This window comes from Microbacterium martis, assembly GCF_047246685.1.
GTDB lineage: Bacteria > Actinomycetota > Actinomycetes > Actinomycetales > Microbacteriaceae > Microbacterium.
Window position 1 is genome coordinate 1080052 of record NZ_JBFOKT010000002.1, and the last position, 23852, is coordinate 1103903.

The following is a 23852-nucleotide window of genomic DNA, read 5'->3' on the forward strand; positions in this document are numbered from 1 at the left end:
TCCCGTGGCGACTTGCAGGCGTATAGTCCACGTGGACTAATCGAGAAGGAACAATGAAGAAGAACGCCCTCGACACCCTCACTCCTCTGGGCGTGATGGTGCTCGCGCTGCTGCGCGAGGGCGACATGCACCCCTACGAGATGGCGCGCCTCCTGCGCGCCCGCCACGACGACCGTCTGATCGTCGTCACCAACGGCACGCTCTATCACACGGTCGGCCGGCTGCAGAAGACCGGGCTCATCGACGAGGTCGGCGTCGACCGTGAGGGTCGCAGGCCCGAACGCACCACCTACACGCTGACGGATGCCGGGCGCGAGGCCGTGGTCGCGTGGGTGCAGCGCGAGCTGTGCCGCATCGATCGTCCGGCAGACTTCCGGGTCGCTCTCGCCGAGTCCCACAACCTCGAACGCGCCGATGTGATCGCCCGGCTCGGCACGCGCCGCGGCGCCCTCGTCGCCGATCACGAACGGCACCGCGACGGACTGGCGAAGGCCCGCGAGAAGGGCGTGCCGGCGCAGGTGCTCGTCGAGGTCGAGCGTCAGGAGGTGCTGCTCGAGGCCGAGCTGCGCTGGCTGGACGCTCTGCTCGACCGTCTTCAGGGCGACGACCTCCCCTGGGGCCCGACGGCCTTCCCCGATTCCGACCGCTATCTCGCTCAGCGAAAGGCTGCACAGCAATGACCGATTCCCCCCACGTCGCGAACCCCGACACCGGGCCCTTCGCCGCAGGCCACGAGCCGAAGAGTCCGTGGCCCGCCCTCTGGGCGCTCGTGATCGGCTTCTTCATGATCCTCGTCGACACGACGATCGTCTCCGTCGCGAACCCCGCGATCAAGGCCGCCCTCGACCCGAACACCAACAACCTCGACAACGTCGTGTGGGTGACCAGCGCCTATCTGCTGACGTACGCCGTGCCGCTGCTCATCACCGGGCGCCTCGGCGACCGCTTCGGGCCGAAGAACATCTATCTGATCGGTCTCGCGATCTTCACGCTCGCATCGCTGTGGTGCGGGCTGTCGACCTCGCTCGAAGGGCTCATCGCGGCGCGCGCCGTCCAGGGCCTCGGTGCCGCCTTCATGACGCCGCAGACCATGGCCGTGATCACGCGCACGTTCCCGCCCGAGCGGCGGGGCGCGGCCATGGGGCTCTGGGGCGCGACGGCCGGCGTCGCGACCCTGGTCGGTCCGCTCGCCGGCGGCGTGCTCGTCGACGGGCTCGGCTGGGAGTGGATCTTCTTCGTCAACCTTCCCGTGGGCGTCATCGCCTTCATCGCCGCGTGGATCCTCGTTCCCCAGCTCAAGACCCATCCGCACCGCTTCGACATCCTCGGGGTCGTGCTCAGCGCCGTGGCCATCTTCCTCGTGGTGTTCGGCCTGCAGGAGGGTGAGAAGTACGACTGGGGCGTGATCTGGGGACCGATCTCGGTGTGGGGACTGATCATCGTCGGCATCGTCGTGCTCGGGCTGTTCGTCGTGCAGCAGGCGAAGACGAAGAGCGAGGCCCTCGTGCCGCTCGAGCTGTTCCGCGACCGCAACTTCTCGGGCGCCAACATCGGCATCGCGGCGGTCGGGTTCGCGGTGACGAGCATGTCGCTGCCGCTGATGTTCTTCCTGCAGATCGCCCGGGGACTGACCCCGACGCAGGCCGCGCTGCTGATGATCCCGATGGCGGTGCTGTCTGGTGTGCTCGCGCCGGTCGCCGGTCGCATCCTCGATCGCACCGACCCGCGCTTCATCCTGATCCCGGGTCTCGTCGCCTTCTCCGGTGCGCTGTTCTGGTACTCCTCGCTGGTGAACATGGACACCCCGATCTGGATGTTCCTGTTCCCCTCCGCCCTGCTCGGCATCGGCAGCGCCGGGATGTGGGGGCCGCTGGCCACCACGGCGACCCGCCGCCTCCCGATGCGCCAGGCCGGAGCCGGCGCGGGCATCTACAACACGACGCGCACCATCGGCTCGGTGATCGGCTCGGCCGCCATCGCGACCTTCATGCAGGCGCGCCTCGAGGCGAACCTCCCGGGCATGGACGGATCCGCCGGGTCGATCGGTGCCGGCGGAAAGCTGCCGGATGCCGTCGCCGAGGGCTTCGCCGCCGGGATGTCGCAGGCGATCCTGCTGCCCGCAGCCGTGATCCTGGTCGCGCTCGTCGCGTCGCTCTTCCTGCGGGGAGCGCCCAAGCCGACGGCCTCGACCCCCGGTCGTTGAGCGAGGCCCCGTTCGTTGAGCGAGGAGCGCAGCGACGAGACGAGACGCTACTCGGCCACCGGCGCCCCGTCCGACCGGACCGCCTCTTCGTCGGCGACGGGGTGCCGTCGGATCGTCGCACTGACCAGGGCCGCGACGGCGCACAGCCCGGCGGCCGCGAACCACGCGACCGTGTACTGGCCCGTGTGATCGCGCACGATGCCGGCGAGCACCGAAGCGATGCCGGCGCCGACCTGATGCGCCGCGAACACCCAGCCGAACACGAGGGGCCCGCGGTCGCCGAACACCTCGCGGCACAGGGCGATCGTCGGCGGCACGGTCGCCACCCAGTCGAGGCCGTAGATCACGATGAACACGACGATGCTCGGCTGCACCTCAGCCGAGAGAAGACTCGGCAGGAAGAGCAGGCTCACCCCGCGCAGCGCGTAGTAGGCGGCGAGCAGGATGCGGGGATTGACCCGGTCGGTCAGCCAGCCCGAGAACACGGTGCCGGCGATGTCGAAGACGCCGACGACGGCGAGGAGGCCTGCGGCCGTGGTCGTCGGCATCCCGTGATCGTGCGCGCTCGGGATGAAGTGCGTGCCGATGAGCCCGTTGGTCGTCGCGCCGCAGATCGCGAACCCGATCGCGAGGGCCCAGAAGGTCTTGGTGCGGGCGGCGTCGCGCAGCGTCGTGATCGCGAGCCGCGCCGCACTCCAGGCGTTGCCGCGCGGGCGCGGCGCGGGCGGCGCCGATGGAGCCGCCTCGCCGTAGCGTCCGACGCCGAGGTCGCTCGGTCGGTTGCGCAGGAAGATCCACACGAGCGGCACGACCGCGAGAGCGCCGCCGGCGATGACGAGGGATGCTCCGCGCCAGCCGATCTGCTCGGCCGACGTCGCGATCACCGGCAGGAAGATCAGCTGGCCGGTGGCGCTGCCCGCCGTGAGCACGCCCGAGACGAGTCCGCGGCGGGTGGCGAACCACGTGTCGGTGATGGTCGCGGCGAACACGAGCGCCATCGATCCGGTGCCGAGGCCGATCAGCACGCCCCACGTCAGGATCAGCTGGGCCGGGGTCGCGACGAACACGCTCAGCGCCGCGCCGGCACCGATCACCAACAGCGCGGTCACGGTGACGGCACGGATGCCGAAGCGCTGCATCAGGGCGGCGGCGAACGGGGCGGTGAGGCCGAACAGCAGCAGGTTGACGGTCACGGCCAGCGAGAGCTCGGCGGTGGTCCAGCCGAACTCGTCCCGCAGCGGCAGCATGAGCACGCCCGGGGCGGCGCGGAAGCCGGCGGCGCCGATCAGGGCGATGAGGGCGACGAGCGCGACGATCCACGCCGGATGCAGACGGCGTGGCGGGGACGCGGAGGTGCCGGTGGGCTCCTCGACGGATTCGGCGGTCATGCGCGTGCTCCGGTGGCGAGGGCGAACGGCTCGCCGCCCCTGCTGCGCCGCGCCCAGCGGGTCGAGTCGGCGTCGAGGGGCTCGTCGCACTGCGTGCACCAGTCGACGGACGCCGCGGGCTCGCCGCAGCGACCGCACGACACGGCGAGGCCGTAGCTCCCGTCGGGATCGGTGACGCGCGAGAAACGCGCGAACGCGTGGAGGATAGGGAGCGTCTCGCGCCCGGCATCCGTCAGGTGGTACGCGGGCCGGGGGGCGCCGTCGCGCCGGACGAGTCCGGCATCCGCCATCGCGCTGAGGCGACGGGAGAGCACGGAGTCGGCGGCGCCGGTCGCCTCGCGCAGCTCGTCGAAGCGGGAGCGGCCCGAGAACAGCTCGCGCAGGATCAGGAGCACCCAGGGGTCGGCGAGCACATCGGCGGAGCGGGCGATCGGACACGACGCGGTCGACCAGTCGGAGCGGAGCGGCATCCGTCAACTTTCTTGAAGAAAGTAGATTCTGTCAAGCGCAGGCTCGGAGAATGGCAGGAATCTTGGACGATTCGGCAGCAATCGTCCGAGATTCGTGCTGATCTCCGACTTTCGCACACCTACTCCGAGACGCGCGCGGCGATGTCGGTGCGGTGGTGCGAGCCGTCGAGGCTGATGCGCCCGATCGCCTCGTACGCGCGCTCGCGGGCCGTGCGGAAGTCCGACGCGCGCGCGACCACGCTCAGCACGCGCCCGCCGGATGCCACCGGGGATCCACCCGGCGCATCAGGGCTCGACGTCGCCGCATGCGCGAGGTGCACTCCCTCCACGGCCGCGGCATCCGCCAGTCCCTCGATCGGCCGACCGGTCTGCGGCGACTCGGGGTACCCCTCGCTGGCGAGCACGACGGTGATCGCGACGTCGTCGGAGAACTCGGGCTCGGCCTGCTCCTCGAGGGTGCCGGATGCCGCGGCGAAGAGCAGCTCCGACAGCGGGGTGACCAGGCGCGGGAGCACGACCTGGGTCTCGGGGTCGCCGAAGCGCGCGTTGAACTCGATCACGCGCACGCCGGCGGGGGTGAGGATGAGTCCGGCGTAGAGCAGACCGATGAACGGGGTGCCCTCGGCGTCGAGCCGACGGATCACCGGCAGCGCGACGTCGCGCGTGACCTCGGCGACGAACGCCTGCTCGCTGCCGAACCGCTCGGCGAGCCAGGGGAGGGGCGAGTACGCACCCATGCCGCCGGTGTTCGGGCCCTCGTCGCCGTCGAGCGCGCGCTTGAAGTCCTGCGCGGGGCTGAGCGCGCGCACCGTGTCGCCGTCGCTGAGGAAGAAGAGCGAGACCTCGGGGCCCGAGAGGAACTCCTCGATCAGCACCGGTCCGGCGGGGAGGTACTGCTCGGCGTGAGCGAGGGCCTCGGCGCGGTCGGAGGTCACGATGACACCCTTGCCCGCCGCGAGACCGTCGGCCTTCACCACGTGCGGAGCGCCGAGGTCGTCGAAGGCCGCCTCGACCTCGGCCGTGGTCGACGCACGCACGGCGCGACCGGTCGGAACGCCCGCGGCATCCATGATCCGCTTCGCGAACGACTTCGACCCCTCGAGCTGTGCCGCCGCCCTGCCCGGCCCGAACACCGGGATGCCGTGCTCGCGGAGCGCATCGGCGACGCCGGCGACCAGGGGAGCCTCGGGGCCGATCACCACGAGGTTGATCGCGTGCTCGTTGGCGAACGCCGTGACCGCCGCGCCGTCGAGCGGGTCGAGGCTCACGGGCGTCGCGTCCTGCGCGATCCCGGCGTTCCCGGGGGCGACGAAGAGCTCGTGCTCCGCCCGCTCGGCCCGCAGAGCGAGGATGATCGCGTGCTCACGGGCACCGGAACCGAGGACGAGGATCTTCACCCGACCAGCCTACCGACGCGCTGCCCGGCGTTTCGGCCCCGATCCGCCGCCTCAGGGCTCGATCGGGCGTTCGATCGATCGGTCCCACTCCTGCGCCCACCCGGTCGCCTCGAACAGCGCGTCGAGCACCATGGCGGTGAAGCCCCACACGATCGTGCCGTCGACGTCGAACGCCGGTCCGCGCCAGGTGCGGCCGAAGCGCTGCAGACGCGAGGTGAAGCGGATGCCGGGATCGAGCAGCTGTGCGACCGGCACGCGGAAGACCTCCACCGTCTCGGCGTGATCGACCGCCGCGACGCGCGACGGCGACCGCCACCAGGCCAGCACGGGCGTCACCACGTGGTTGCTCGCCGCGAGGGGGAGTTCGCCGAGCGTCGCGAGCACCTCGACGCCTGCCGGGTCGAGGCCGGTCTCCTCCTGTGCCTCGCGGAGCGCCGTGGCGACGGCATCCGCATCCTGCTCCTCCCGGCGACCGCCGGGGAACGACACCTGCCCGGGGTGCGACGACAGGGTCGCGGCACGGCGCTGCAGCAGCACGTCGAGGTCGGCGGCGACCGTGGCCTCGTCGGTCTGCGCGGGGGTGCTGTCGAGTCGGCCGAACAGCACGAGGACGGATGCCGGATGCGCCTCACCCGCGAGCGGCGGGAACGGCGCCGCCCAGCCGTCTGCGCGCTGCGCCGCGGCGATCAGCTCGGCCCGCGCGCCGTGCAGGGTCTCGGGAGTCTCGCTCATCGCCTCGAGCCTATGCCCGTGCCGGAGGCCTCGGGCGCATCCGCTCGCGTGCGCGCGCTGCGCGAGCGCGAGTGCTCGCGTACCGCTCGGAAGGAGATGTGCGCTTGCGAAGGATGCCGCGCCGGAAATCGTCCTTCCGAAGCGCACTTCTCCTACCCAGGCGAACGGATGCCGGTCCGCGGCGTACCCTCGATCTCATGCCTCCCCGCAGGATCGACACCGTCTCCGGTCGCACCGCGCTCGACGCCGTGCAGGCCGCCGATGCCGCCGGGGCGACGCCGCAGCGCTCCGATCTCGCGACCGCCGTGCGATACCTGTTGCAGCTGCTCGACGAGAAGGCTCCGGGCAGCAGCGTCGAGGTGCGGGTTCCGCCGTTCGGGGCGGTGCAGGTCATCCAAGGACCCCGCCACACCCGCGGAACCCCGCCGAACGTGGTCGAGATGGATGCCGCGACGTGGATCGCCGTGGCGACCGGGGCCGAAGCATGGACGGATGCCGCGACGGCCGGTCGTATCGCCGCCTCGGGCACCCGGGCGAGTCTGGTCGACGTGCTGCCGCTGCGGCCGTAGCGCGATCCTCCGTGATCTTCGTCCCGCGTCGGCGTCGCCGTACGCGGGGCGGGACGATCTCGGAAGCGACGTCGTCTCGCGTCGCGGATGCAGGTCCCGATAGCGGATGCAGGTCGAGATGGCGGATGCAGGTCCGATTCACGGATGCCGTCCCGTCACGCATGCAGGTCCGATTCACGGATGCAGGTCGATATGGCCTCTTTAGTCCTGCATCCGTGATTCCGTCCGACAGGTGAGCCCGTGAGGCCGCGAATCGGAGACCATGTAGTCCGCAACGGTGGGACAATGGAGGCATGGCCCCCACCGACTCCCACCAGACCGTCGAGGCGACCGTGCGCCGCGTGCCGCGGTACGGCGTGCTCATGGGGATCGGCGTGGTCGTCGGCATCATCGTCGCCGGCATCCTCACCGCGATCGGCAGCTACGAGCAGTCGCAGGCTCTCGACGTCGTCTACCCCCCGATGCAGGTCTTCGGCTTCCTCCTGCTGTGGACCGTGCCGATCGGCATCGCCCTGGGCGGTGTCGCCGGACTGGTCCTCGAGCGCATCGCGCGTCGCCACGACCGGGTCGTGCATGTCGACCGCGAGACCGTCGTCGACGACTGAGAGTCAGGCCAGTTCGGCGATGACCGGGCGGATCGCCGAGTCGAAGGCCACGATGTCGCGACGCAGGCCGTCGGTGACGGCGACGGTGAGCGCCCCGATCCACCAGATGCCCCGTTGAGTGAACGGCAGCACCTGCACGTTGAGTTCGAACGAGTGCGCGCGGCGTCCGATCTCGCGCTCGAACTCCGCGATGGCGCTCGCGTAGGCGCGGTAGGCATCGCCGCCCGTACTGCTCTTCATGGAGTTGACGTAGCGATCGTGCGCGACCCGGGCATAACGGAGAGCGGATGCCGCGTGCGGCGCGATCGCGGAGGCCAACTCCTCCGCTCCCGTGGCGGGCAGTGCGACGAGGGTGTCGAACCCGTCGACGAGCTCGAGCGGGACGCCTGACCGGTGCGCCCGCGGCTCGACCGTCATGTCCCAGTAGTCGCGCCACTGCTTCTCGACCGAGGCTGAGGCGTCGGGGGCGTCGGGCGCGCGCACGCTGAGCTCGCGCAGGCTGGGGAGATCTTCCGGCGCACGGATGCCGAGCGACTGACGCAGCGCGAGGGCCACGAGCACGGGAACGCTCGCGTCTTCGCGGATGAGCCACTGCGGCTTGTCGGCCATGGCCCCATCGTAGGCCCGCATCCTGCCCCGTCCGAGCCCGCCCGCCGGAGCGGCCCCGCCGCCCGAGCCCTCGCCCCCCGAGCCCTCGCCCCCCGAGCCCTCGCCGCCCGAGCGCTCGCCCCCGCCCCGCTCGCTCCGCGCCGTCCCGACCTCGCCCCCGCGCTCCGTCCCACTCGCCGCGCGGCCCCGCTCGCTCCGCGCCGTCCCGACCTCGCCCCCGCGCTCCGTCCCACTCGCCCCGCCGCCCCGCTCGCTCCGCGCCGTCCCGCCCTCGCCCCCGCGCTCCGCCTCGCCCCGCATACGCGCCCAGCCCCGCATCCGCACCCCGTCCCACTCGCCCCGCCCGTGTCCCGCCCCTTCGCCGCTCAAGGGAGGAACACGCCGGCGGGGAGCCGCATTCACCGGCGTGTTCCTCCCTTCAAAGACGCGCGGCGCGCTCGTCGGGCTCGTTCGCCGGCGTGTTCCTCCTCTCGGGCGGCGTCCGTCGCGCCGCCGGCCCCTGCGCCCCGCACCGCCCGCGTCCCGCCCCGCGCCCGGTATCCGCTCCCCGCCCCGCGTCCGGCATCCGCTCCCCGCCCCCGCGCCGCCCGCGCCTCCGCGCCCCGTGCGCGTCCCCGTCCCGTCCGCACCCCTCACCTACCCCCGGTCAAGGGAGGAACACGCCGGTGGCGGGCCGCATTCGCCGGCGTGTTCCTCCTCTCAGCGGCCACAGCCGGGGTCCGAGCGGCGAATCACCGGCGTGTTCCTCCTCTCCGGCGGGCCGGGGGCGCACGCGGAGGCGACGCAGCGACGGGCAGGGAGCGGGGGAGAGCGGCTGGGCCGCGGGCGGTAGGCTGGAGGGGTGGCTGCCTCCCCCACCAACCCCTATTCCGAAGCCGGCGTCGACACCGCTGCGGGCGACCTCGCGGTCGAGCTGATGAAGTCGTCCGTGCGCGCCACGCACGGGCCCGAGGTGCTCGGAGGCGTCGGCGGGTTCGCGGGCCTGTTCGACGCGAGCGCGCTGCGCGACTTCCGCCGTCCGCTGCTGGCGACGAGCACCGACGGTGTCGGCACCAAGGTCGCCATCGCGCAGGCCATCGACAAGCACGACACCATCGGTCAAGATCTGGTGGGCATGGTCGTCGACGACATCGTCGTGGTCGGGGCGAAGCCCCTCTTCATGACCGACTACATCGCCTGCGGCAAGGTCGTGCCGGAGCGCATCGCCGACATCGTGCGCGGCATCGCCGAGGCCTGCACCGCCACGGGCACCGCCCTCGTGGGCGGCGAGACCGCCGAGCACCCGGGCTTGCTCGGCCCCCGCGACTACGACGTGGCGGGTGCCGCCACCGGAGTGGTCGAGGCCGACGCGATCCTCGGCGCCGAGCGGGTGCAGGACGGCGACGTCGTCCTCGCCATCGCCTCGAGCGGGCTCCACTCCAACGGATACTCCCTGGTGCGGCACATCATCACCGGCGCCGGCATCTCGTACGCCGACCCCGCAGCCGACTTCGGCACGACCTGGGGCGAGGCCCTGCTCGAGCCCACACGCCTGTACACCCAGCCGCTGCTGCGGCTCATCGACACCATCCCCGGTGCCGTCCATGCCCTCAGCCACGTGACCGGCGGCGGCATCGCGGCGAATCTCGCCCGCGTGCTCCCCCAGGGCAGCTGGGCCGAGGTGGACCGTGGCACGTGGTCGCCGAGCCCCGTCTTCCGCGTGCTCAGCGACATCGCCGGGTCGACGCTGGAGTCGGCCGAGGGCACCTGGAACCTCGGCATCGGATTCCTCGCCGTCGTCGCCGCGGAGAAGAAGGATGCCGCGATCGCGGCGCTCGCCGCCGAGGGCATGCCCGCCTGGCAGGTCGGCGCCGTCGGCTTCGGCGCGCGCCCCGCCGGCGCCTTCGAGGAGGGCGCCAAGGGCGTGGACGGCGGAGCAGTGCGCCTCGTGGGCGCCTACGCGGACGGAGTGAAGTAAGAGTCCATGTGCGGCATCGTCGGAATGGTGGGGTCCGCCCCGGTCAATCAGGACATCTACGACGCTCTCCTGCTGCTGCAGCATCGTGGCCAGGATGCGACGGGCATCGCCACGGCGGAGCCGAACGGCGTCATGCACAACGCCAAGGCGCAGGGCATGGTGCGCGAGGCGTTCCGCACGCGCGACATGCGCGCGCTGCTCGGCAATGTCGGCCTCGGGCACGTGCGCTACGCCACGAAGGGCACCGCGTCGAGCGAGGAGGAGATGCAGCCTTTCTACGTGAACGCGCCGTACGGCATCATCCTCATCCACAACGGAAACCTCACCAACACGCGTGAGTTGACCGCCGACATGGCCCAGCGCGACCGCCGGCACCTGAACTCGTCGAGCGACACCGAGCTGCTCCTGAACGTGCTCGCGGGCGAGCTTCAGAACACCACCTCGACCGTCGACCTCGACGCGGAGCGCATCTTCGAGGCGGTCACGCGAACGCACGAGCGCATCGAAGGCGCGTACGCGGTCATCGCGGTGATCGCCGGCTACGGTCTGCTCGCCTTCCGCGACCCGTTCGGCATCCGTCCCCTCATCCTCGGACGTCGCCCGTCGACCGTCGACCCTTCGACTGGCTCAGAGACCGCTCAGGCGAAGGACGAGTGGGTCGTCGCGAGCGAGTCGCTGGTGCTCGAGAACGGCGACTACGAGGTCGTCCGCGAGATCGAGCCCGGCGAGGCGGTGTTCATCACGAACGACGGCGAGCTGCACTCCCGGCAGTGCGCCGAAGCCGTACAGCTCGCGCCGTGCGCGTTCGAGTACGTCTATCTCGCCCGCCCTGACTCGGTCATGAACGGCATCTCGGTGTACGAGTCGCGCCTGCGCATGGGCGACCGGCTCGCCGACACGATCGCGAAGCACGTGCCGCTCGACGAGATCGACGTGGTCATGCCGATCCCCGACTCGTCGCGTCCTGCCGCGATGGAGGTCGCGCGCAAGCTCGGCAAGGAGTACCGCGAGGGTTTCTACAAGAACCGCTACGTCGGCCGCACCTTCATCATGCCGGGGCAGGCGGTGCGCAAGAAGAGCGTGCGGCAGAAGCTCAACGCGATGTCGACCGAGTTCCAGGGCAAGAACGTGCTCCTGATCGACGACTCCATCGTGCGCGGCACCACCTCGAAGGAGATCATCCAGATGGCGAGGGATGCCGGCGCCGCCTCGGTGACCTTCGCGTCGGCGGCCCCGCCGGTGCGGCATCCGCACGTCTACGGCATCAACATGCCGTCCCGTCACGAGCTGATCGCGCACGGACGCACGATCCCCGAGATCGCCGAGGAGCTCGGCGTCGACCACCTCGTCTACCAGGAGGTCGACGATCTCAAGGCGGCGATCATCGAGGGCTCGGCGCTGACCGATCTCGACATGAGCTGCTTCGACGGCCGGTACGTCACCGGCACCGTCTCCGACGAGTACCTGGCGTGGGTGGAGGGGTCGCAGACCTCGTGACGTCGAGGCCGCTCTGGCAGGGACGCGCCCTCGCCCTGATCGGGATCGTGCTCGTCGCGTTCTCGCTGCGGTCAGCCGTCGCCTCGCTGTCGCCGGTGATCGACCATGTCGCCGACGATTTCCCGGTGCCGCCCGTGGTCATAGGGCTCATCGGAGCCGCGCCGCCGGTGTGCTTCGCCCTCTTCGGACTCCTCACCCCGCTGTTCGAGCGTCGTTTCGGCCTCGAGCGGGTCGCCGTCTCCGCGATCGCGCTGATCGCTGTCGGGATGCTGCTGCGCGGCCTCGCCGGTGATTCGGTGGCGCTCCTGGCAGCGACGGCGGTCGTCTTCGCGGGCGTCGGCTCCGGCAACGTCCTGTTGCCGCCGCTCGTGAAGAAGTACTTCCCCGACCGCATCGGCGCGATGATGACGGTCTACTCGACGACGCTGGCAGTGTCGACGTTCCTTCCGCCTCTGGTCGCGGTGCCGGTGGCCGACTCGCTCGGCTGGCGGGTGTCGCTCGGCATGTGGGGCCTGTTCGCCGCGATCGCCCTGGTGCCGTGGGTGGCGCTGCTGCTGCGCGAGCGCGCCGCGCCGACGACGGTGACCGCCGCCCCGGTCGAGATCGATCCGACCGATGGTCGCCACGATCTGCAGGATGCGGTCGCCGTGGCCACGGGGCCGATCACGACGGCGCCCGCCAACGCGCGCACCTTCGCTCGTCTCTGGCGCCTGCCGCTCGCCTGGGCGCTCGCGCTCGTGTTCGGCACGTCGTCGACGATGGCGTACGTGTCGTTCGCGTGGCTGCCGACTCTGCTCGTCGACATCGGCGGAGTCACGCCGGCGACGGCCGGGTTCCTGCTTTCGGTCTTCGGGCTCATCGGTCTGCCGTGCTCACTGATCGTGCCGATCCTGGTGGTGCGGTACCAGGCGACGCGCCCTCTGTTCTTCGTGGCGGTCGTCGGCGGCTTGGTCGGCCTCGGCGGCTTCCTCGTCGCTCCGACCGCGGCGCTCGCGCTGTGGGTGTGCATCTTCGGCCTGACGGCCATCATGTTCCCGCTGAGCCTCGTGCTGCTCAGCATCCGCGCCCGCACGGCCGAGAGCGCTGTCGCGCTCAGCGGCTTCGTGCAGAGCATCGGCTACGCGATCGCGGCGGTGTTCCCGTTGCTCGTGGGCCTGCTCCACGATTCGACGGGCGGGTGGCAGGTGCCGCTCCTGGTCGTCGCGGGCGTTCTCGTGGTCTCGATCCCTGCGGGGGTCGTCGCGGGACGACGCCGCACGATCGAAGACGAGTGGGAGCGCCGGTACGGGAGCTGGTGACGGGCGGTGAGCCCGGCTCCGGCCGGCTCGTCGGCGGAGAGATCCATCGGAATGGGCACGACGAAACCCCCGTGGGTCGCACGGGGGTTCGACGACGGGCGGAGCGGGCGGTCAGGCCTTTTCGAGCTCGTCTTCGTCTTCGTCTGCGTACTCGTCGGCCCACTTGTCGACGTAGGCGTCTTCGTCGGTCGGGTGACCCAGCTCGCGCTCGAGCGCGGAGTAGTTCACCGACGGACTGTACGCCTTGAGTTCGCGGGCGATCTTGGTGTGTTTCGCCTTCTGACGGCCACGGCCCATGCGCGAGACCCCCTCACGAGTTAAGCTGCGGGCAGCAGGAGCCCGACGCGTTTCACGACACCGGCTGACGGCCGGTAAGAGTAGCATTCAGAATAGCACGCGGCTACGGCCCCCTGGCCGAGGCCCGGCTGGTGAAGGGAGCGATCCTCATGTCCGACAGCACCTCCACTCCGTCCGACGAGGCCGCGCAGAACGCGATGCTGCAAAGGGCCGTCATCGTCGGCATGCAGCCGAATCAAGACCGCCGCGTCCTCGACGAGGCCGCGCGGTACGCCCGTCTGCTGCACGTTCCGCTCGTCGTCGCGCACGTCGACGTCACGCGATTCGTGACGTACGAAGACCCCGACGGCTACGTGCATTCCGCGCCCATCGACATCAACTTCGACGCAGGCGTCGTCGAGTTCGAGGCCGTGCAGTCGGCGGCCGCAGCCGTTCTCGACAAGACCGACCTCACGTGGACCGCGCGCCAGCTGGTGGGCGATCCGGCGCTGGCCATCAAGCAGCTCGGCAACCGGCTCGACGCGCAGCTGATCGTCGTGGGCACGCGCAAGCGCGGCCTCGGCGAGTCGATCCGCGAGTTCTTCACCGGCTCGGTCGCGGCTCGCCTCGCCCATCGCCAGCATCGGCCCATCCTCGTCGTGCCGCTGGGCGAGCCCGTGCCCGACGAGCAGAAGGAGATCTGGCCGGAGGAGTAGGTCGCGACCGCGCCGCTCGACGACCGGGGTGTCGGTCGTCGAGCGAGTGCCGCGGCAGAGCGTCAGGCCGACAGCGCGCGCGTCACGGCGTGCGCCGCAGCGTCGAGGGCGTCTTCGAGCTGGCTCACCGTCGACGGCGTCAGCACGCCGCCCTTCGCCACATGCGTGCGCAGATCGGTGCGCACGCGGGCGCGGAAGGCGTTGATCACGGCATCGGCCCGATGCAGCTCTTCTCGGCTGGTGACACGGGCGTCGTCGGAGGCCGCTCTCGGACGGTTCTTCGCCGCGTGCCGCTCGTCGTGCTCGGCAGTGGCCAGGTCGGCGCGGAGGCTCTTCATCGCCTCTCTGACGCTCTGGCGCACCTCGTTCGCGATGAGCCGCACCGAATCGGCGAGACCCGACTCGATGCCGGCGAGGTCGCTCTCGCGCGACGCGAGCTCGGCGCGGCCGGCATCCGTGATCGCGTAGATCGTGGTGCGCCCGTCGACCGTCTTGGTGACCAGCCCCTCCTCCTCGAGCTTCGCCAGGCGCGGGTAGATCGTGCCGGCGCTCGGGGTGTAGGTGCCGCCGGTGCGATCGGTGAGCGACTGGATGATGCCGTAGCCGTGCTGGGGTGACTCGGCCAGCAGTGACAGCAGGTACAGGCGCAGGTCGCCGTGCGAGAAGACCGCGGGACTCATGCTTCCTCCCACTCGGCGTCGTCGGTGATGGTCGCGGGCGAGCGGCGGAGCACCGTGACGCCGCCCGAGACCGAGTTGGCGCGCAGGTCGACGAAGCGACCCGCGAGCTCGCCCGTCGTGCCGGTGTAGTTGCTCGGTCCTGACGAGCTGCGCGGGACGCCGTCGATCAGCAGTCGGCCGCTGAGCGAGCGGATGACGTAGTTCGCGGCGAGCGACTCGTCGAGACGGACGGTGGTGCCGCCCGAGACGGTGTTGATCGTGATCGAGTTGACGTCGCCCGCGGCATCGACGAGCGTCGCTCCCGACACCGTGTCGATGGTTGCGCGGCGCACGGTGCCGGTCACGGCCACGTCGCCCGAGACGCTGTTGGCGCTGATCGAGCCGGTGAGCCCGCGCACCTGCACGTCGCCCGAGACGGAGTTGACGTTGAGGTCGCCGAAGAGGGTGTCGACGATGATGTCGCCGGAGACGGTGTTCAGACGGGTGTCGTTGCGGATGCCGGAGACGAGGGCACCGGCGCTCACCACACCCAGGTTCAGGGCGATGCTGCGAGGGACCGCGACGCTCACCTCGGCGCGCGGGCCGCCCGAGCCGAAGTTGCGGAACACCTCGAGGAAGTTGTCCCAGCCCAGCTGCGGGTGGTCGATCTCGACCTCTCCGTCGTGCGACTCGATGCGGAGGTCTTTCGTCGTGACCCCGTGCACCTCGATGCGGATGCCGGGCTCGTCGTGGGCGATCACGTCGACCTGGCCGCCGACCAGGCCGATCTTCAGCCGGGTGACGTTCTCGATGTCGATGACGCGTTCCTCGCCGGGGGCGATGAGCCACTTCTCGGTCATGTGTTTCTCCTGACGTAGGGGATCACGATATATCGTGTCTTGCCAACGATAACACGATATATCTCGATGTCAAGGGATACGCATCCCGGATCGCCAGTGTCGCAGCGAGCGCAGCGCCACGCGGCCGTCGGCGAAGACCGGTGTGAGGAAGATCGCGTGGATGAGGTACCAGCCGTGGAGGTGCACCTGCGGGACGAGCATCCAGAGCACGGCTCCGATCGCCACGCAGCTGAGCGGACCCGAGACGGCGCCGATGAAGGCCTCACGTCCGCTGAGCGAGCCGTGCGGCACGACCGACACGCGCAGCAGCGAGCGCTCGAGCGTGAGCGCCGTCACGCCCGGAGAGCGCGAGAGGGCCGCCGCGTGCCCCAGCTCGTGCACGGCGTAGCCGGCCCAGACGCCGACGACGTAGTGCAGTGCGAGCACGAGGAGGGCATCGACGACCGCCGGCTGGCCGGTGAGCTGCGCGAAGACGAGGGCGCCGGCGGATGCCGCGGCGAACAGCGCATGCAGCGGCCACCCGGCCATGCCGAGCCAGAGAAGAATGCTCGATGGTGCGAGTCGGGGGACGGTCGCCGACCACACCTCAACCCGCGTCCGCGAGCAGCTGCCTCTTGCGCGCGACGAGCAGATCGTGCACGGCCAACACGGCCAGCACGAACACGGTGATGGCCACGACCGTGACGAGCAGGGGGAGCGGATCGGTGATGCCGACGCCCAGTTGGGTCGTGCCCTGGGGCGTCGGAACGACTTCGACGAAGATCGCGTCGAAGTAGCCGAGGCGTCGTCCCGGCGTCGAGCCGGCCGAGAACATGAGCCAGACGGCGACCGCGACGGCCGCTCCCGCGGTCACGACGAGGGCGGCCACCGTGCTGCCGAGGAATCTAAACAACCACTTCATGACGTTCGGTCCTTTCGATCTTCCGCAGGGCGACCGCGGAGAAGAGGGCGGCGGTGAGGGTCAGGAGGACGAGTGCGGTGGCGCCGACGGCGGCGGGGAGTCCGGGAAGGTTCGCGCCGAGCATGAGCGTTCCCGTCACGAGCGCTGCGACGGCGACGCCCACGACCACCGAGAACGGGTTGCCCTTCTCGGGCGGGAAGACGATGCCCGCGAGGGTGAGGACCACGACGTTCGACGCGCAGAACCCGACGACGACGACGATCTCGCTCCAGGAGATGCCGGTGAGTGCCGAGAGCACGCCGACGGGAAGGGCGCACAGGCCGAGGGCGAGCAGCTGCGGGCCGACCAGGAGGAGGTAGAGCCCGATCGGTCGGTGCCGGCGCGGGGCGCACGCGCGCAGCGGCTCCGTCGCGACGAAGGCGTAGACGGCCGGGATCGTCGTGGCGATGAGCAGGAACGGAGGGAGCCGGATGTCGGCGACGAACAGAGCGTACGAGCCGGCGAAGACGATGCCGTACACCGTGATGGTCTCGATCGCCCGCGCGTGTGCGGTGAAATAGGTGCCGAACTCGCTCGCGCCGAGCAGCCGGGGCACCCGGGCGAAGCGCCGGGTGGGGTCGAACTGACGCGGCGCGGCGATGCACACGGCCACGATCAGCAGCGCCACGACCGCGAGCCAGACGACGGTCGCGGCGACGAGTCCGTGCGCTGCAGCGATGTCGGCGAGCACGAGCTGTACGGCGACGTGCCCCTCACCCTCCGTCGCCGCGAACAGCACGCGCTCCGCCTGCGAGCTCACGACGAACGACAGGGCGACCAGTGTGGCGCCGAGGATGACCGGCACGAGGAAGGCCCGCAGCCGTGCGAGCCGGAAGTGCAGCAGGAGCCGCTCGAGTGCCAGGTAGTACAGGCTGGCCAGGAGATAGCAGACGAGGGTCGGCATGAGCAGGCAGGTCACGACGTCGTCGACGATGCCGACGCCGCTGATCGACACCGCGCCGGCGATCAGCGCGCCGAGGATGACGACCACGCCGGCGGCGACGAGCATCGCCTCGAACAGCATGAACCCGAGCGTGCGGGCGCGGTTCGTCAGGGGGAAGCAGAAGGTGAGCTCGACGAGATCGCTCGACTTCATGAACATGACGCGCACGACGGTGAAGATGGCGAGCACCCACATCGGAATGGCGGTTCCGGCCACGCGCAGCAGGGGAGAGAGCAGCGCGGGATCGGCGATCAGCTGCCGCAGGGTGACGATCCCGAACACGCAGAAGCCGGCGAAGGCCGCCAGCACGGCGATCGCGATGGTCCACCGCACGACCGGCAGTCGCAGTGCTCCGCGGCGCAGGACGCGGCGGACGAGGAACATCCAGAGGAAGCCGGTCAGCGCGAACACCTGCGTCACGACGACGACCCCCGCGGGGTGGAGGCGCCGATGGCCTGCTTCACCATGGCGTCGACCGAACCGAACTCCTCCCGCACGCGCCGCAGCGGCAGGTCGTACACGATGTCGCCCCGACACAGCACGATGACACGGTCGCAGACCGCCTCGAGGAGGCGGAAGTCGTGGCTGCACAGAAGAAGGGCGTTGCCCTCCGGCATCCGCTCGGCATCGTGCTCGAACTCGTACAGGGCGTCGACGTCGACGCCGTTCAGGGTCTCGTCGACGATCGTCAGCGGGCGGGCGAGCAGGAGTCCTGAGACCACCTGCACCTTCTTGCGCATCCCGTGCGAGTAGTCCTCGATCAGGTCGTGCTGCCGCGCCGCCAGCTGATAGCGGCTCATCAGGTCGTCGAGGCGCTGCTCGTCGGGTTCGAGCCCGTAGAAGCGGTGCATGAGATCGACGTACTCGCGCCCGGTCAGGAACTGCGGCAGGTAGTCGTTGCTGGCGATGTGCACGATGCTCTCGCGCGCCGCCCTCTCCCGATGGGAGCGGCCGTCGATGCGGATGCTGCCGCCGCGCAGCTGCAGGAGGTCGGCGATCGCGCGGATCAGCGTGGACTTGCCGGATCCGTTGGGTCCGACGAGGCCGACGCGCTCGCCTGCCGCGATGTGCAGCGAGAGGTCGCGGAGCACCGGGGTGCGCCTGCCGTAGGAGAACGTCACGGCCGAGACGTCGAGCAGCATGGATGCTCCTTTCCTTTCTGAGCCCCTCGACGCGCCCTCACGGACGCGCCGAGGAGTCGACATGCTCAGACGCACTCGAGCCAGACGGACACGCCGCTCTTGCCCCACTTCCAGCTTCCGGTGAAGCGCTTGCCTCCGTTGGCGAAGAAGCACCAGGCGGCCAAGGACGCCAGGAACGCCACACCGAACACCAGGAGCGCGGCGAGCAGCACGAGCCACCAGCCGTCGAAGCGGAGAACCGCCTCGTCGAGAGCATCCTCGACACGTCGCCTCATCAGCGTCGGTTCGATCGCAGTCATCACGGACATGAATCACCTCCTTTCGTTGGGTTGCTGTCGATGCTGGCAGGCCGAAGGCCGGGGGGCAATCCATTCGAGCGCTATATACCGTCATACGAGGACGCTTGACATTGACGCTACGTCAACTTCTAAGGTCGAAGCATCGCCCACGACGATGGAGAGGAGAAGAAGAGATGCAGCGTGACGACTGGTCGATCCAGGAGATCGCGCGGCTGGCGGGAACCACCAGCCGCACCCTTCGGCACTACGACGACATCGGCATCCTGCCGCCGTCGCGCGTCGCATCGAACGGGTACCGGCATTACGACTCGGCGGCGCTCGTGCGGCTGCAGCGCATCCTGCTGCTGCGCGACCTCGGCCTCGGCCTGCCGCAGATCGGCGAGATCCTCGGCCCTTCGACAGGCTCAGGGACCCAGGGCGCGGGCTCAGGGACCCAGGGCGCGGGCTCAGGGACCCAGGGCGCGGGCTCAGGGACCCAGGGCGCCCAGGCGGAAGCATCCGCCCTCGAGACGCACCTCGCGCTGCTGCGCGAGGAGCAGCACCGGCTGACGCGGCAGATCGCGTCGGTCGAATCCACCATCACGGCATTGAGAGGAGGTGAGAACCCCATGGCAGAGAACATGTTCGACGGCTTCGACCACACGCAGTACAAGGACGAGGTCGAGCAGCGCTGGGGTCATCAGGCCTACGCTGACGGCGATCGCTGGTGGCGCGGGATGACCGATGCCGAGCGAGCCGACTGGCAGCAGCGCGTGTCCGACCTTGGACGCGACTGGATCGCCGCCGCCGAGAGCGGCGTCGACCCGGCGTCCGACGAGGCGCAGGCGATCGCCCGACGCCACGTCGAGTGGCTGACCGGCATCCCGGGCACCCCGGCATCCGCCCTTCGACAGGCTCAGGGACCCGATACAGACGTCAAGGCGTATGTGATCGGGCTCGGTGAGATGTACGTCGCAGACCCGCGCTTCGGCGCGAACTACGCGACGTCGGCCGGCGGAACGCAGGGCGCGGAGTTCGTCCGCGACGCGCTTCGCGTCTACGCGGAGGCGCACCTGTAAGCGCGGCAGGGCGCGTTTCGTCTCGTCGCTTCGCTCCTCGCTCGACGACCGGTACCGCTTCCGGTCGTTGAGCGAGCGAAGCGAGACGAAACGCGCCCGCCCGTATCGAAGATCAGCGCCCCCCGCAAGGTCGACGGCCGATGCCGCGCGCAGGCGTAGTGTCGTGCCATGGCCCACCGTCGCACACGCACGAACGCGGCTCCGCTGTTCGTCGCCGCGACGCTCGCCTACGGTGCGAACGCCGCGCTGGGCACCGCGGTGGCGACGAAGACGATCGACACGAGCGGATACCGCTGGCTGCACCATGCGCTGTACATCGTGACCTGCCTCACGACCGCCGCCGCTCTGAGCTCCGCGTTCTGGGCCCGGCCGAAGGCCGCCAGTCGACGGGCTGCGGCATCCCTCGCCCCTGCCGTCGTGCCGCTCGCGGCGATCCCGTACCTCGGGACCCGGACACGGCGGCATCCGCTGACCGCGCTCGCGGCCGCCCCCTTCCTCGTCGCGGGCCTGGTGTGCTCGCGCATGCCCTCCGACCGGAAGTGACCGCATGGAACTGCTCGACGCCATCCGCCGCCGCAAGACCACGAACGGGCCGTTCCTGCCCGACCCGGTCTCGGAGGAGCACCAGCGGCTCCTCCTCGAAGCCGCCGGTCGCGCCCCCTCCCAGCTGAACAGCCAGCCGTGGCGGTTCGTCGTGATCGAGAACCGCGACACCATCGAGCACATCGCCCGCATCTCGGGCGAGAGCATGACCGAGGCGATGTCGAACGGCACGTTCTTCGAGCGCTACAAGCCGTACTTCCGCTTCAGTCAGGCCGAGATGGAGGAGAAGCGCAGTGGGATGCTGTTCGACAAGCTCCCCGCACCCCTGCGGCCCTTCACCAACCAGGTCTTCACCAAGCGCGGTCAGACCCTGATGAACACCTTCGGGGTGCCCAAGACCCTCGGCTCCGAGAACCAGAAGCTCGTCGCCGGCTCGCCGCTCCTGCTCGGCGTGATGCTCGACCGCAGCGAGTACCGTCCCGGTCAGCTGTCGTCGTTCTACTCGGTCTTCAGCATGGGCGCGGCGATGGAGAACATCTGGCTCACGACCGTCGAGCTCGGGATGGGCATCCAGTTCATCTCGTTCCCGATGGAGGTTCCGGGGCGCTGGGAGGAGATCATCCGGCTGTTGAAGGTGCCCGACGATCTCGAGCTCATGGCCGTGTACCGGCTCGGCTACGTGCCGCCCGAGCAGCGCCGCCCGGCGATCGACTGGTCGAGTAGCCAGCGCAAGCTCGTCTCGCAGTACGTGTTCCGCGAAAGCTGCGACGTCGCCCAGCGGGGCTGGGACGACACGCAGCTCCGGCACGAGCACTGACCGGCGGCCGGCCGCACCGCGTCACGACTCCGGGGTACGCGGCAGACGCTTCAGGTCGTTGAGAGCCGGGCCCTCGATGCGCGTGCCGTCGGGCGCGAACCGCGAGGCGTGCAGCGGGCAGTCCCACGTGCATTCGGCGTCGTTCCAGTCGAGAACGCCGCCCAGGTGCGTGCACACGGCCGACACCGCCCGGGTGACGCCGTCGACCGTCGAGACCGCGACCGGAACGCCCGCCCGATTCGCGACGACGCCCTCGCCCTCGGCGGGCCGCGGGACGGGGACCGGCGTCGACTCGGCCTTGATCCAGCCCGAGGTCGCGGCCGCCGCGACCTTGGCGCCCTCGACCGCCCCCTTCGCCAGGTCGGCCGGCACGGTCAGACGGGTGCCGAGCAGGGTCATCCAACGGGGACGGTCGCCGCGGTTCGTGCCGAGGATCTCGGCCGTGAGCCGCAGGGCGGCGGCGGGAGCGTTCGACAGTCCCCACTTGGCGTAGCCGGTCGCGAAGCGGATCGCCCCGAGCCCGCGCGGCATGGCGCCCACGAACGGGATCTGGTTGTGCGACTGGTAGTCCTGGGCCGACCAGCGGTTCGTCTCCTCGGCGCCGGGAAAGTGCTCGAGCGTCCACGAGACCAGGTCGTCGACCAGCGCCGCCTCCGACGCGGAGCGTCCGACCGGGTGGTCGTTGCCTCCGACGACGAGCTGCGCCGTGCCGCCGGGGCCGTCGGCGTCGGTGACAGGACGGATCGATCGCGTGGGGCCGTCGACGGAGAGGTAGGTGCTCTCGACCACCTCGCCGGGCACGCGGAACGACACGCAGTACGATCGCATGCCGCTCACCTTCGTGAAGTACAGGCCGCGATCGAGGATGGGGCTGCCGGTGGCGAGCACGATGTGCTCGCCGAAGATCGGGCCCTCGGCGGTCTCGACGCGCGCGTTCGGGAACGCATGGGCGCCGGTGGCGCGGATGCCGGTGTGCAGCGTGCCGCCCTCAGCCAGGAACTCGTCGACGAGCGCGCGCGAGACCGTGACCGGGTCGATGGTCACCTGGTCGTCGAGCACGACGGCGCCGGCGACGGGGAACGGCGTCGTGCCGAGGTCGCCCGGCGCCAGCATCCGCGTCGACAGGCCCGCCTCGCGGGCGGCGTCGTGCTGCGCCCGCACCATCGCCAGCCCGTCGGGTGTCTGTGCGTAGGAATGGTCGGGTCGCCAGGTGTAGGAGACGCCCGCGTGGTCGGCGAAGGCGGTCAGCCACTCCATGCCGTCGCGGTTCGCGTCGACGTACGCCCGCACCAGCGCGGCGGGGTGGTGCCGCCGGATCTCGGCGAGACGCTTGCCCTGAAGCAGCGACAGCTTGCCGGTGTTCCCGCCGGTCGCGAGCTCGGCCACCTGCCCGGCCTCGATCACGGCGACATCGAGCCCGGCGCGCGTCAGCATCACCGCGGTCGTGAGACCGGTGAGGCCGGCGCCGACGACGACGACGTCGTGCCGGGCCCCCGGCTCGAACGGCGTGCCGAGGGGCAGGTTGGTGTCGATCTTCCAGAGCGGCGTCATGCGGACAGTCAACGCCCCGCGGACCGGGAGTCCCAGCGGCTTGACATTCGAACGAGGCGCTGGCACGCCTCGACTACAGTGGCGATCGTGAGTCTCCGCCGCGTGCTTCTCGTCGCCCTGGGCGGCACGCTCGGCACGGCGGCTCGACTCGCGCTGGCGCTCGTGCTCCCCGACGTCGGCGGATTCCCCGTCGCCGTGCTCATCGCCAACGTGCTGGGCGCGCTCCTCATCGGCGTGCTCGCCGCGCGTCTGCCCGGATCGAGCGATCTGCGCGTGATGCTGGGCTCCGGCGCCCTCGGCGGCTTCACCACCTACAGCTCCTTCGCCGTCGGCACGATCGGCCTCGCGGCGTCGCCGTCGGTCGCCGTCGGCTACGTCGTCGGCAGTCTCGTCCTCGGTCTCGCCGCCGCCGCCCTCGGGCTGCGCTGGGGGCGACCTCGTTCGACGGCGCAGGCGGTCGCGTGAATCCGGTGCTCTTCGCCGCCGCGGCTCTCGCCGGCGGAATCGGAGCGGTGCTGCGCTACCTCGCCGATGTCGGCGTCGCGCGCCTGACGGGCCGGCGATTCCCCTGGGGCATCCTGCTGGTCAACATCTCGGGCTCCCTCGCGCTCGGCCTCGTCACCACCGCCCTGCCCGACGCCCTGTTCGTCGTCGGGGCGGGTCTCCTCGGCGGCTACACGACCTTCAGCACGGCCATGCTCGACGCCGTCGCCCTGTGGCGCGACGGTAAGCGGGCGGCATCCGTCGCCGACGTCGTCGGCATGCTGCTGCTCAGCCTGCTCGCAGCAGCCGCCGGGCTCGCGATCGGCTCCTCGCTCTGATCGCCTCTGCGCTCTACTCGATCTCCTCGACGCCGCCGGGCACCTCGTCGAGCGGCATCCCGGCCGGGGCTTCGACGTTGCGCGTCAGCTCTCGCAGTCGGTGGACCAGGTCCGGATCCTCGATCTCGTCGCCGAGATCGGCGCCGTGAGACGGTCTGGTCACGATCTGGCTCGCCGGACCGATCAGGAAGCGGGCGGTCTCGATCGAGCCCTCGCCGTCGCGCACCGGGATCTCGACGATCTCGGCGCGATTCTCATCCCCGAGCGCACGACCGTACGCGAGGAGTGCGTCGGCGATGTCATCGCCCGTCAGGAACTCGTCTCCGGCGTAGGTGATCGTCTGCATACCGCCGTTGTACTCCCGATCGGCTGATCACGCCCTCCCCTTGCCTCTCGCGGCGACGACTGATATCCGTCGTCGGCGGAGCGGGCGGGCGGCGCTCCCAGCATCCTCACAATCGCGAAATGTACAAAAGTACATGTACGGACGTCCAGAGGGGTT

28 protein-coding genes are annotated in these 23852 nt (G+C 70.6%); 13 read left to right on the forward strand and 15 right to left on the reverse strand.

All coding sequences use genetic code 11. From position 1 onward, the window contains the following. Positions 1–53 precede the first annotated feature (53 nt). Positions 54–680, forward strand: a complete 627-nt coding sequence (locus AB3M90_RS13150; protein ID WP_412952571.1) for a PadR family transcriptional regulator — start codon at positions 54–56, stop codon at positions 678–680. After that, positions 677–2203, forward strand: a complete 1527-nt coding sequence (locus AB3M90_RS13155) for an MFS transporter (RefSeq protein ID WP_412952573.1) — start codon at positions 677–679, stop codon at positions 2201–2203. Before AB3M90_RS13150 ends, AB3M90_RS13155 begins: the two co-directional genes overlap by 4 nt. Before the next feature lie 47 nt (positions 2204–2250). On the opposite strand, the gene AB3M90_RS13160 is transcribed toward AB3M90_RS13155, so the two are convergent. The 4 genes from AB3M90_RS13160 to AB3M90_RS13175 all read right to left on the reverse strand — a co-directional run bounded on the left by AB3M90_RS13160 (position 2251) and on the right by AB3M90_RS13175 (position 6190). Then, entirely contained in the window at positions 2251–3591 is a 1341-nt protein-coding gene (locus AB3M90_RS13160; RefSeq protein WP_412952574.1) for an MFS transporter, read from the reverse strand. Next, on the reverse strand, positions 3588–4061 hold the full coding sequence (locus AB3M90_RS13165) for a winged helix-turn-helix transcriptional regulator (RefSeq protein WP_412952575.1): 474 nt from the start codon (positions 4059–4061) through the stop codon (positions 3588–3590). Before AB3M90_RS13165 ends, AB3M90_RS13160 begins: the two co-directional genes overlap by 4 nt. 119 nt (positions 4062–4180) lie before the next feature. Beyond that, the gene (gene purD, locus AB3M90_RS13170; protein WP_412952577.1) at positions 4181–5458 is read right to left on the reverse strand and encodes a phosphoribosylamine--glycine ligase; all 1278 of its coding nucleotides are present in this window, start codon (positions 5456–5458) and stop codon (positions 4181–4183) included. Positions 5459–5509: 51 nt separating this feature from the next. Then, positions 5510–6190, reverse strand: a complete 681-nt coding sequence (locus AB3M90_RS13175; protein WP_412952579.1) for an NUDIX hydrolase — start codon at positions 6188–6190, stop codon at positions 5510–5512. 197 nt (positions 6191–6387) lie between these two features. Here AB3M90_RS13175 and AB3M90_RS13180 point away from each other — a divergent pair, with 197 nt between their 5' ends. Both AB3M90_RS13180 and AB3M90_RS13185 read left to right on the forward strand, forming a co-directional pair. Continuing rightward, on the forward strand, positions 6388–6759 hold the full coding sequence (locus tag AB3M90_RS13180; RefSeq protein ID WP_412952581.1) for a sterol carrier family protein: 372 nt from the start codon (positions 6388–6390) through the stop codon (positions 6757–6759). A gap of 293 nt (positions 6760–7052) precedes the next feature. Further along, entirely contained in the window at positions 7053–7364 is a 312-nt protein-coding gene (locus tag AB3M90_RS13185; protein WP_412952582.1) for a potassium transporter Trk, read from the forward strand. 3 nt (positions 7365–7367) lie between these two features. Here AB3M90_RS13185 and AB3M90_RS13190 read toward each other — a convergent pair whose 3' ends face one another. After that, positions 7368–7973 (reverse strand): zinc-binding alcohol dehydrogenase, encoded by a 606-nt coding sequence (locus tag AB3M90_RS13190; protein ID WP_412952583.1) that lies wholly within the window; start codon positions 7971–7973, stop codon positions 7368–7370. A gap of 841 nt (positions 7974–8814) precedes the next feature. Between AB3M90_RS13190 and purM the strand changes: the two genes are divergently transcribed. Genes purM through AB3M90_RS13205 form a run of 3 tightly spaced genes read left to right on the forward strand, consistent with a single transcriptional unit; the run spans position 8815 to position 12725 of the window. Continuing rightward, on the forward strand, positions 8815–9930 hold the full coding sequence (purM, locus tag AB3M90_RS13195) for a phosphoribosylformylglycinamidine cyclo-ligase (RefSeq protein WP_412952585.1): 1116 nt from the start codon (positions 8815–8817) through the stop codon (positions 9928–9930). A 6-nt stretch (positions 9931–9936) separates the two neighbouring features. Next, positions 9937–11427: an amidophosphoribosyltransferase gene (gene purF, locus AB3M90_RS13200; protein WP_412952587.1), complete on the forward strand. Its 1491-nt coding sequence runs from the start codon at positions 9937–9939 to the stop codon at positions 11425–11427. After that, positions 11424–12725, forward strand: coding sequence for an MFS transporter (locus tag AB3M90_RS13205; RefSeq protein WP_412952589.1), 1302 nt, complete (start codon positions 11424–11426; stop codon positions 12723–12725). Before purF ends, AB3M90_RS13205 begins: the two co-directional genes overlap by 4 nt. A gap of 111 nt (positions 12726–12836) precedes the next feature. On the opposite strand, the gene AB3M90_RS13210 is transcribed toward AB3M90_RS13205, so the two are convergent. After that, complete coding sequence (locus AB3M90_RS13210) at positions 12837–13022, reverse strand: DUF3073 domain-containing protein (RefSeq protein WP_116634077.1); 186 nt, start codon at positions 13020–13022, stop codon at positions 12837–12839. Between the two features lie 149 nt (positions 13023–13171). Here AB3M90_RS13210 and AB3M90_RS13215 point away from each other — a divergent pair, with 149 nt between their 5' ends. Continuing rightward, entirely contained in the window at positions 13172–13717 is a 546-nt protein-coding gene (locus tag AB3M90_RS13215; RefSeq protein WP_412952591.1) for a universal stress protein, read from the forward strand. Positions 13718–13779: 62 nt separating this feature from the next. Here the strand turns inward: AB3M90_RS13215 and AB3M90_RS13220 are convergent, their stop codons facing one another. The 7 genes from AB3M90_RS13220 to AB3M90_RS13250 form a co-directional block, all read right to left on the reverse strand. Then, entirely contained in the window at positions 13780–14397 is a 618-nt protein-coding gene (locus tag AB3M90_RS13220; RefSeq protein ID WP_412952592.1) for a PadR family transcriptional regulator, read from the reverse strand. Continuing rightward, on the reverse strand, positions 14394–15236 hold the full coding sequence (locus tag AB3M90_RS13225; protein WP_412952593.1) for a DUF4097 family beta strand repeat-containing protein: 843 nt from the start codon (positions 15234–15236) through the stop codon (positions 14394–14396). Before AB3M90_RS13225 ends, AB3M90_RS13220 begins: the two co-directional genes overlap by 4 nt. Positions 15237–15305: 69 nt before the next feature. After that, on the reverse strand, positions 15306–15764 hold the full coding sequence (locus AB3M90_RS13230) for a hypothetical protein (RefSeq protein WP_412952595.1): 459 nt from the start codon (positions 15762–15764) through the stop codon (positions 15306–15308). 58 nt (positions 15765–15822) lie between these two features. Beyond that, entirely contained in the window at positions 15823–16137 is a 315-nt protein-coding gene (locus tag AB3M90_RS13235; RefSeq protein WP_412952597.1) for a hypothetical protein, read from the reverse strand. Then, positions 16121–17539 carry a hypothetical protein gene (locus tag AB3M90_RS13240; protein ID WP_412952599.1) on the reverse strand — a complete coding sequence of 473 codons (1419 nt, stop codon included), beginning with the start codon at positions 17537–17539 and terminating at the stop codon, positions 16121–16123. Before AB3M90_RS13240 ends, AB3M90_RS13235 begins: the two co-directional genes overlap by 17 nt. After that, on the reverse strand, positions 17536–18261 hold the full coding sequence (locus AB3M90_RS13245) for an ATP-binding cassette domain-containing protein (RefSeq protein ID WP_412952600.1): 726 nt from the start codon (positions 18259–18261) through the stop codon (positions 17536–17538). Before AB3M90_RS13245 ends, AB3M90_RS13240 begins: the two co-directional genes overlap by 4 nt. Before the next feature lie 65 nt (positions 18262–18326). After that, positions 18327–18569 (reverse strand): hypothetical protein, encoded by a 243-nt coding sequence (locus AB3M90_RS13250; RefSeq protein ID WP_412952602.1) that lies wholly within the window; start codon positions 18567–18569, stop codon positions 18327–18329. Between the two features lie 164 nt (positions 18570–18733). Here AB3M90_RS13250 and AB3M90_RS13255 point away from each other — a divergent pair, with 164 nt between their 5' ends. The 3 genes from AB3M90_RS13255 (at position 18734) to AB3M90_RS13265 (ending at position 20978) form a co-directional block, all read left to right on the forward strand. Next, positions 18734–19618: a MerR family transcriptional regulator gene (locus AB3M90_RS13255; protein WP_412952604.1), complete on the forward strand. Its 885-nt coding sequence runs from the start codon at positions 18734–18736 to the stop codon at positions 19616–19618. A 168-nt stretch (positions 19619–19786) separates the two neighbouring features. Then, on the forward strand, positions 19787–20161 hold the full coding sequence (locus AB3M90_RS13260; RefSeq protein ID WP_412952605.1) for a hypothetical protein: 375 nt from the start codon (positions 19787–19789) through the stop codon (positions 20159–20161). A gap of 4 nt (positions 20162–20165) precedes the next feature. Then, on the forward strand, positions 20166–20978 hold the full coding sequence (locus AB3M90_RS13265; protein WP_412952606.1) for a nitroreductase family protein: 813 nt from the start codon (positions 20166–20168) through the stop codon (positions 20976–20978). Between the two features lie 21 nt (positions 20979–20999). Here AB3M90_RS13265 and AB3M90_RS13270 read toward each other — a convergent pair whose 3' ends face one another. Continuing rightward, positions 21000–22529, reverse strand: a complete 1530-nt coding sequence (locus tag AB3M90_RS13270; RefSeq protein WP_412952608.1) for an FAD-dependent oxidoreductase — start codon at positions 22527–22529, stop codon at positions 21000–21002. A gap of 87 nt (positions 22530–22616) precedes the next feature. Between AB3M90_RS13270 and AB3M90_RS13275 the strand changes: the two genes are divergently transcribed. Together AB3M90_RS13275 and AB3M90_RS13280 are read left to right on the forward strand one after the other, a co-directional pair. Beyond that, the gene (locus AB3M90_RS13275; protein ID WP_412952610.1) at positions 22617–22994 is read left to right on the forward strand and encodes a fluoride efflux transporter FluC; all 378 of its coding nucleotides are present in this window, start codon (positions 22617–22619) and stop codon (positions 22992–22994) included. Next, a complete protein-coding gene (locus AB3M90_RS13280) occupies positions 22991–23350 on the forward strand; it encodes a fluoride efflux transporter FluC (protein ID WP_412952612.1) in 360 nt (119 codons plus the stop codon). The genes AB3M90_RS13275 and AB3M90_RS13280 overlap by 4 nt, the downstream gene beginning before the upstream one ends. Before the next feature lie 13 nt (positions 23351–23363). Here the strand turns inward: AB3M90_RS13280 and AB3M90_RS13285 are convergent, their stop codons facing one another. Continuing rightward, on the reverse strand, positions 23364–23696 hold the full coding sequence (locus AB3M90_RS13285) for a hypothetical protein (RefSeq protein WP_412952614.1): 333 nt from the start codon (positions 23694–23696) through the stop codon (positions 23364–23366). Positions 23697–23852: the final 156 nt, after the last annotated feature.

Coding starts and splice junctions, on each gene's coding strand:
- AB3M90_RS13175 (WP_412952579.1), bottom strand. CDS start 6,190: ATGAGCGAGACTCCCGAGACCCTGCACGGCGCGCGGGCCGAGCTGATC.
- AB3M90_RS13285 (WP_412952614.1), bottom strand. CDS start 23,696: ATGCAGACGATCACCTACGCCGGAGACGAGTTCCTGACGGGCGATGAC.
- AB3M90_RS13220 (WP_412952592.1), bottom strand. CDS start 14,397: ATGAGTCCCGCGGTCTTCTCGCACGGCGACCTGCGCCTGTACCTGCTG.
- AB3M90_RS13270 (WP_412952608.1), bottom strand. CDS start 22,529: ATGACGCCGCTCTGGAAGATCGACACCAACCTGCCCCTCGGCACGCCG.
- AB3M90_RS13230 (WP_412952595.1), bottom strand. CDS start 15,764: ATGGCCGGGTGGCCGCTGCATGCGCTGTTCGCCGCGGCATCCGCCGGC.
- AB3M90_RS13155 (WP_412952573.1), top strand. CDS start 677: ATGACCGATTCCCCCCACGTCGCGAACCCCGACACCGGGCCCTTCGCC.
- AB3M90_RS13245 (WP_412952600.1), bottom strand. CDS start 18,261: ATGCTGCTCGACGTCTCGGCCGTGACGTTCTCCTACGGCAGGCGCACC.
- AB3M90_RS13215 (WP_412952591.1), top strand. CDS start 13,172: ATGTCCGACAGCACCTCCACTCCGTCCGACGAGGCCGCGCAGAACGCG.
- AB3M90_RS13180 (WP_412952581.1), top strand. CDS start 6,388: ATGCCTCCCCGCAGGATCGACACCGTCTCCGGTCGCACCGCGCTCGAC.
- AB3M90_RS13255 (WP_412952604.1), top strand. CDS start 18,734: ATGCAGCGTGACGACTGGTCGATCCAGGAGATCGCGCGGCTGGCGGGA.
- purF (WP_412952587.1), top strand. CDS start 9,937: ATGTGCGGCATCGTCGGAATGGTGGGGTCCGCCCCGGTCAATCAGGAC.
- AB3M90_RS13210 (WP_116634077.1), bottom strand. CDS start 13,022: ATGGGCCGTGGCCGTCAGAAGGCGAAACACACCAAGATCGCCCGCGAA.
- AB3M90_RS13225 (WP_412952593.1), bottom strand. CDS start 15,236: ATGACCGAGAAGTGGCTCATCGCCCCCGGCGAGGAACGCGTCATCGAC.
- AB3M90_RS13250 (WP_412952602.1), bottom strand. CDS start 18,569: ATGTCCGTGATGACTGCGATCGAACCGACGCTGATGAGGCGACGTGTC.
- AB3M90_RS13150 (WP_412952571.1), top strand. CDS start 54: ATGAAGAAGAACGCCCTCGACACCCTCACTCCTCTGGGCGTGATGGTG.
- AB3M90_RS13260 (WP_412952605.1), top strand. CDS start 19,787: ATGGCCCACCGTCGCACACGCACGAACGCGGCTCCGCTGTTCGTCGCC.
- AB3M90_RS13185 (WP_412952582.1), top strand. CDS start 7,053: ATGGCCCCCACCGACTCCCACCAGACCGTCGAGGCGACCGTGCGCCGC.
- AB3M90_RS13265 (WP_412952606.1), top strand. CDS start 20,166: ATGGAACTGCTCGACGCCATCCGCCGCCGCAAGACCACGAACGGGCCG.
- AB3M90_RS13190 (WP_412952583.1), bottom strand. CDS start 7,973: ATGGCCGACAAGCCGCAGTGGCTCATCCGCGAAGACGCGAGCGTTCCC.
- AB3M90_RS13165 (WP_412952575.1), bottom strand. CDS start 4,061: ATGCCGCTCCGCTCCGACTGGTCGACCGCGTCGTGTCCGATCGCCCGC.
- AB3M90_RS13160 (WP_412952574.1), bottom strand. CDS start 3,591: ATGACCGCCGAATCCGTCGAGGAGCCCACCGGCACCTCCGCGTCCCCG.
- AB3M90_RS13235 (WP_412952597.1), bottom strand. CDS start 16,137: ATGAAGTGGTTGTTTAGATTCCTCGGCAGCACGGTGGCCGCCCTCGTC.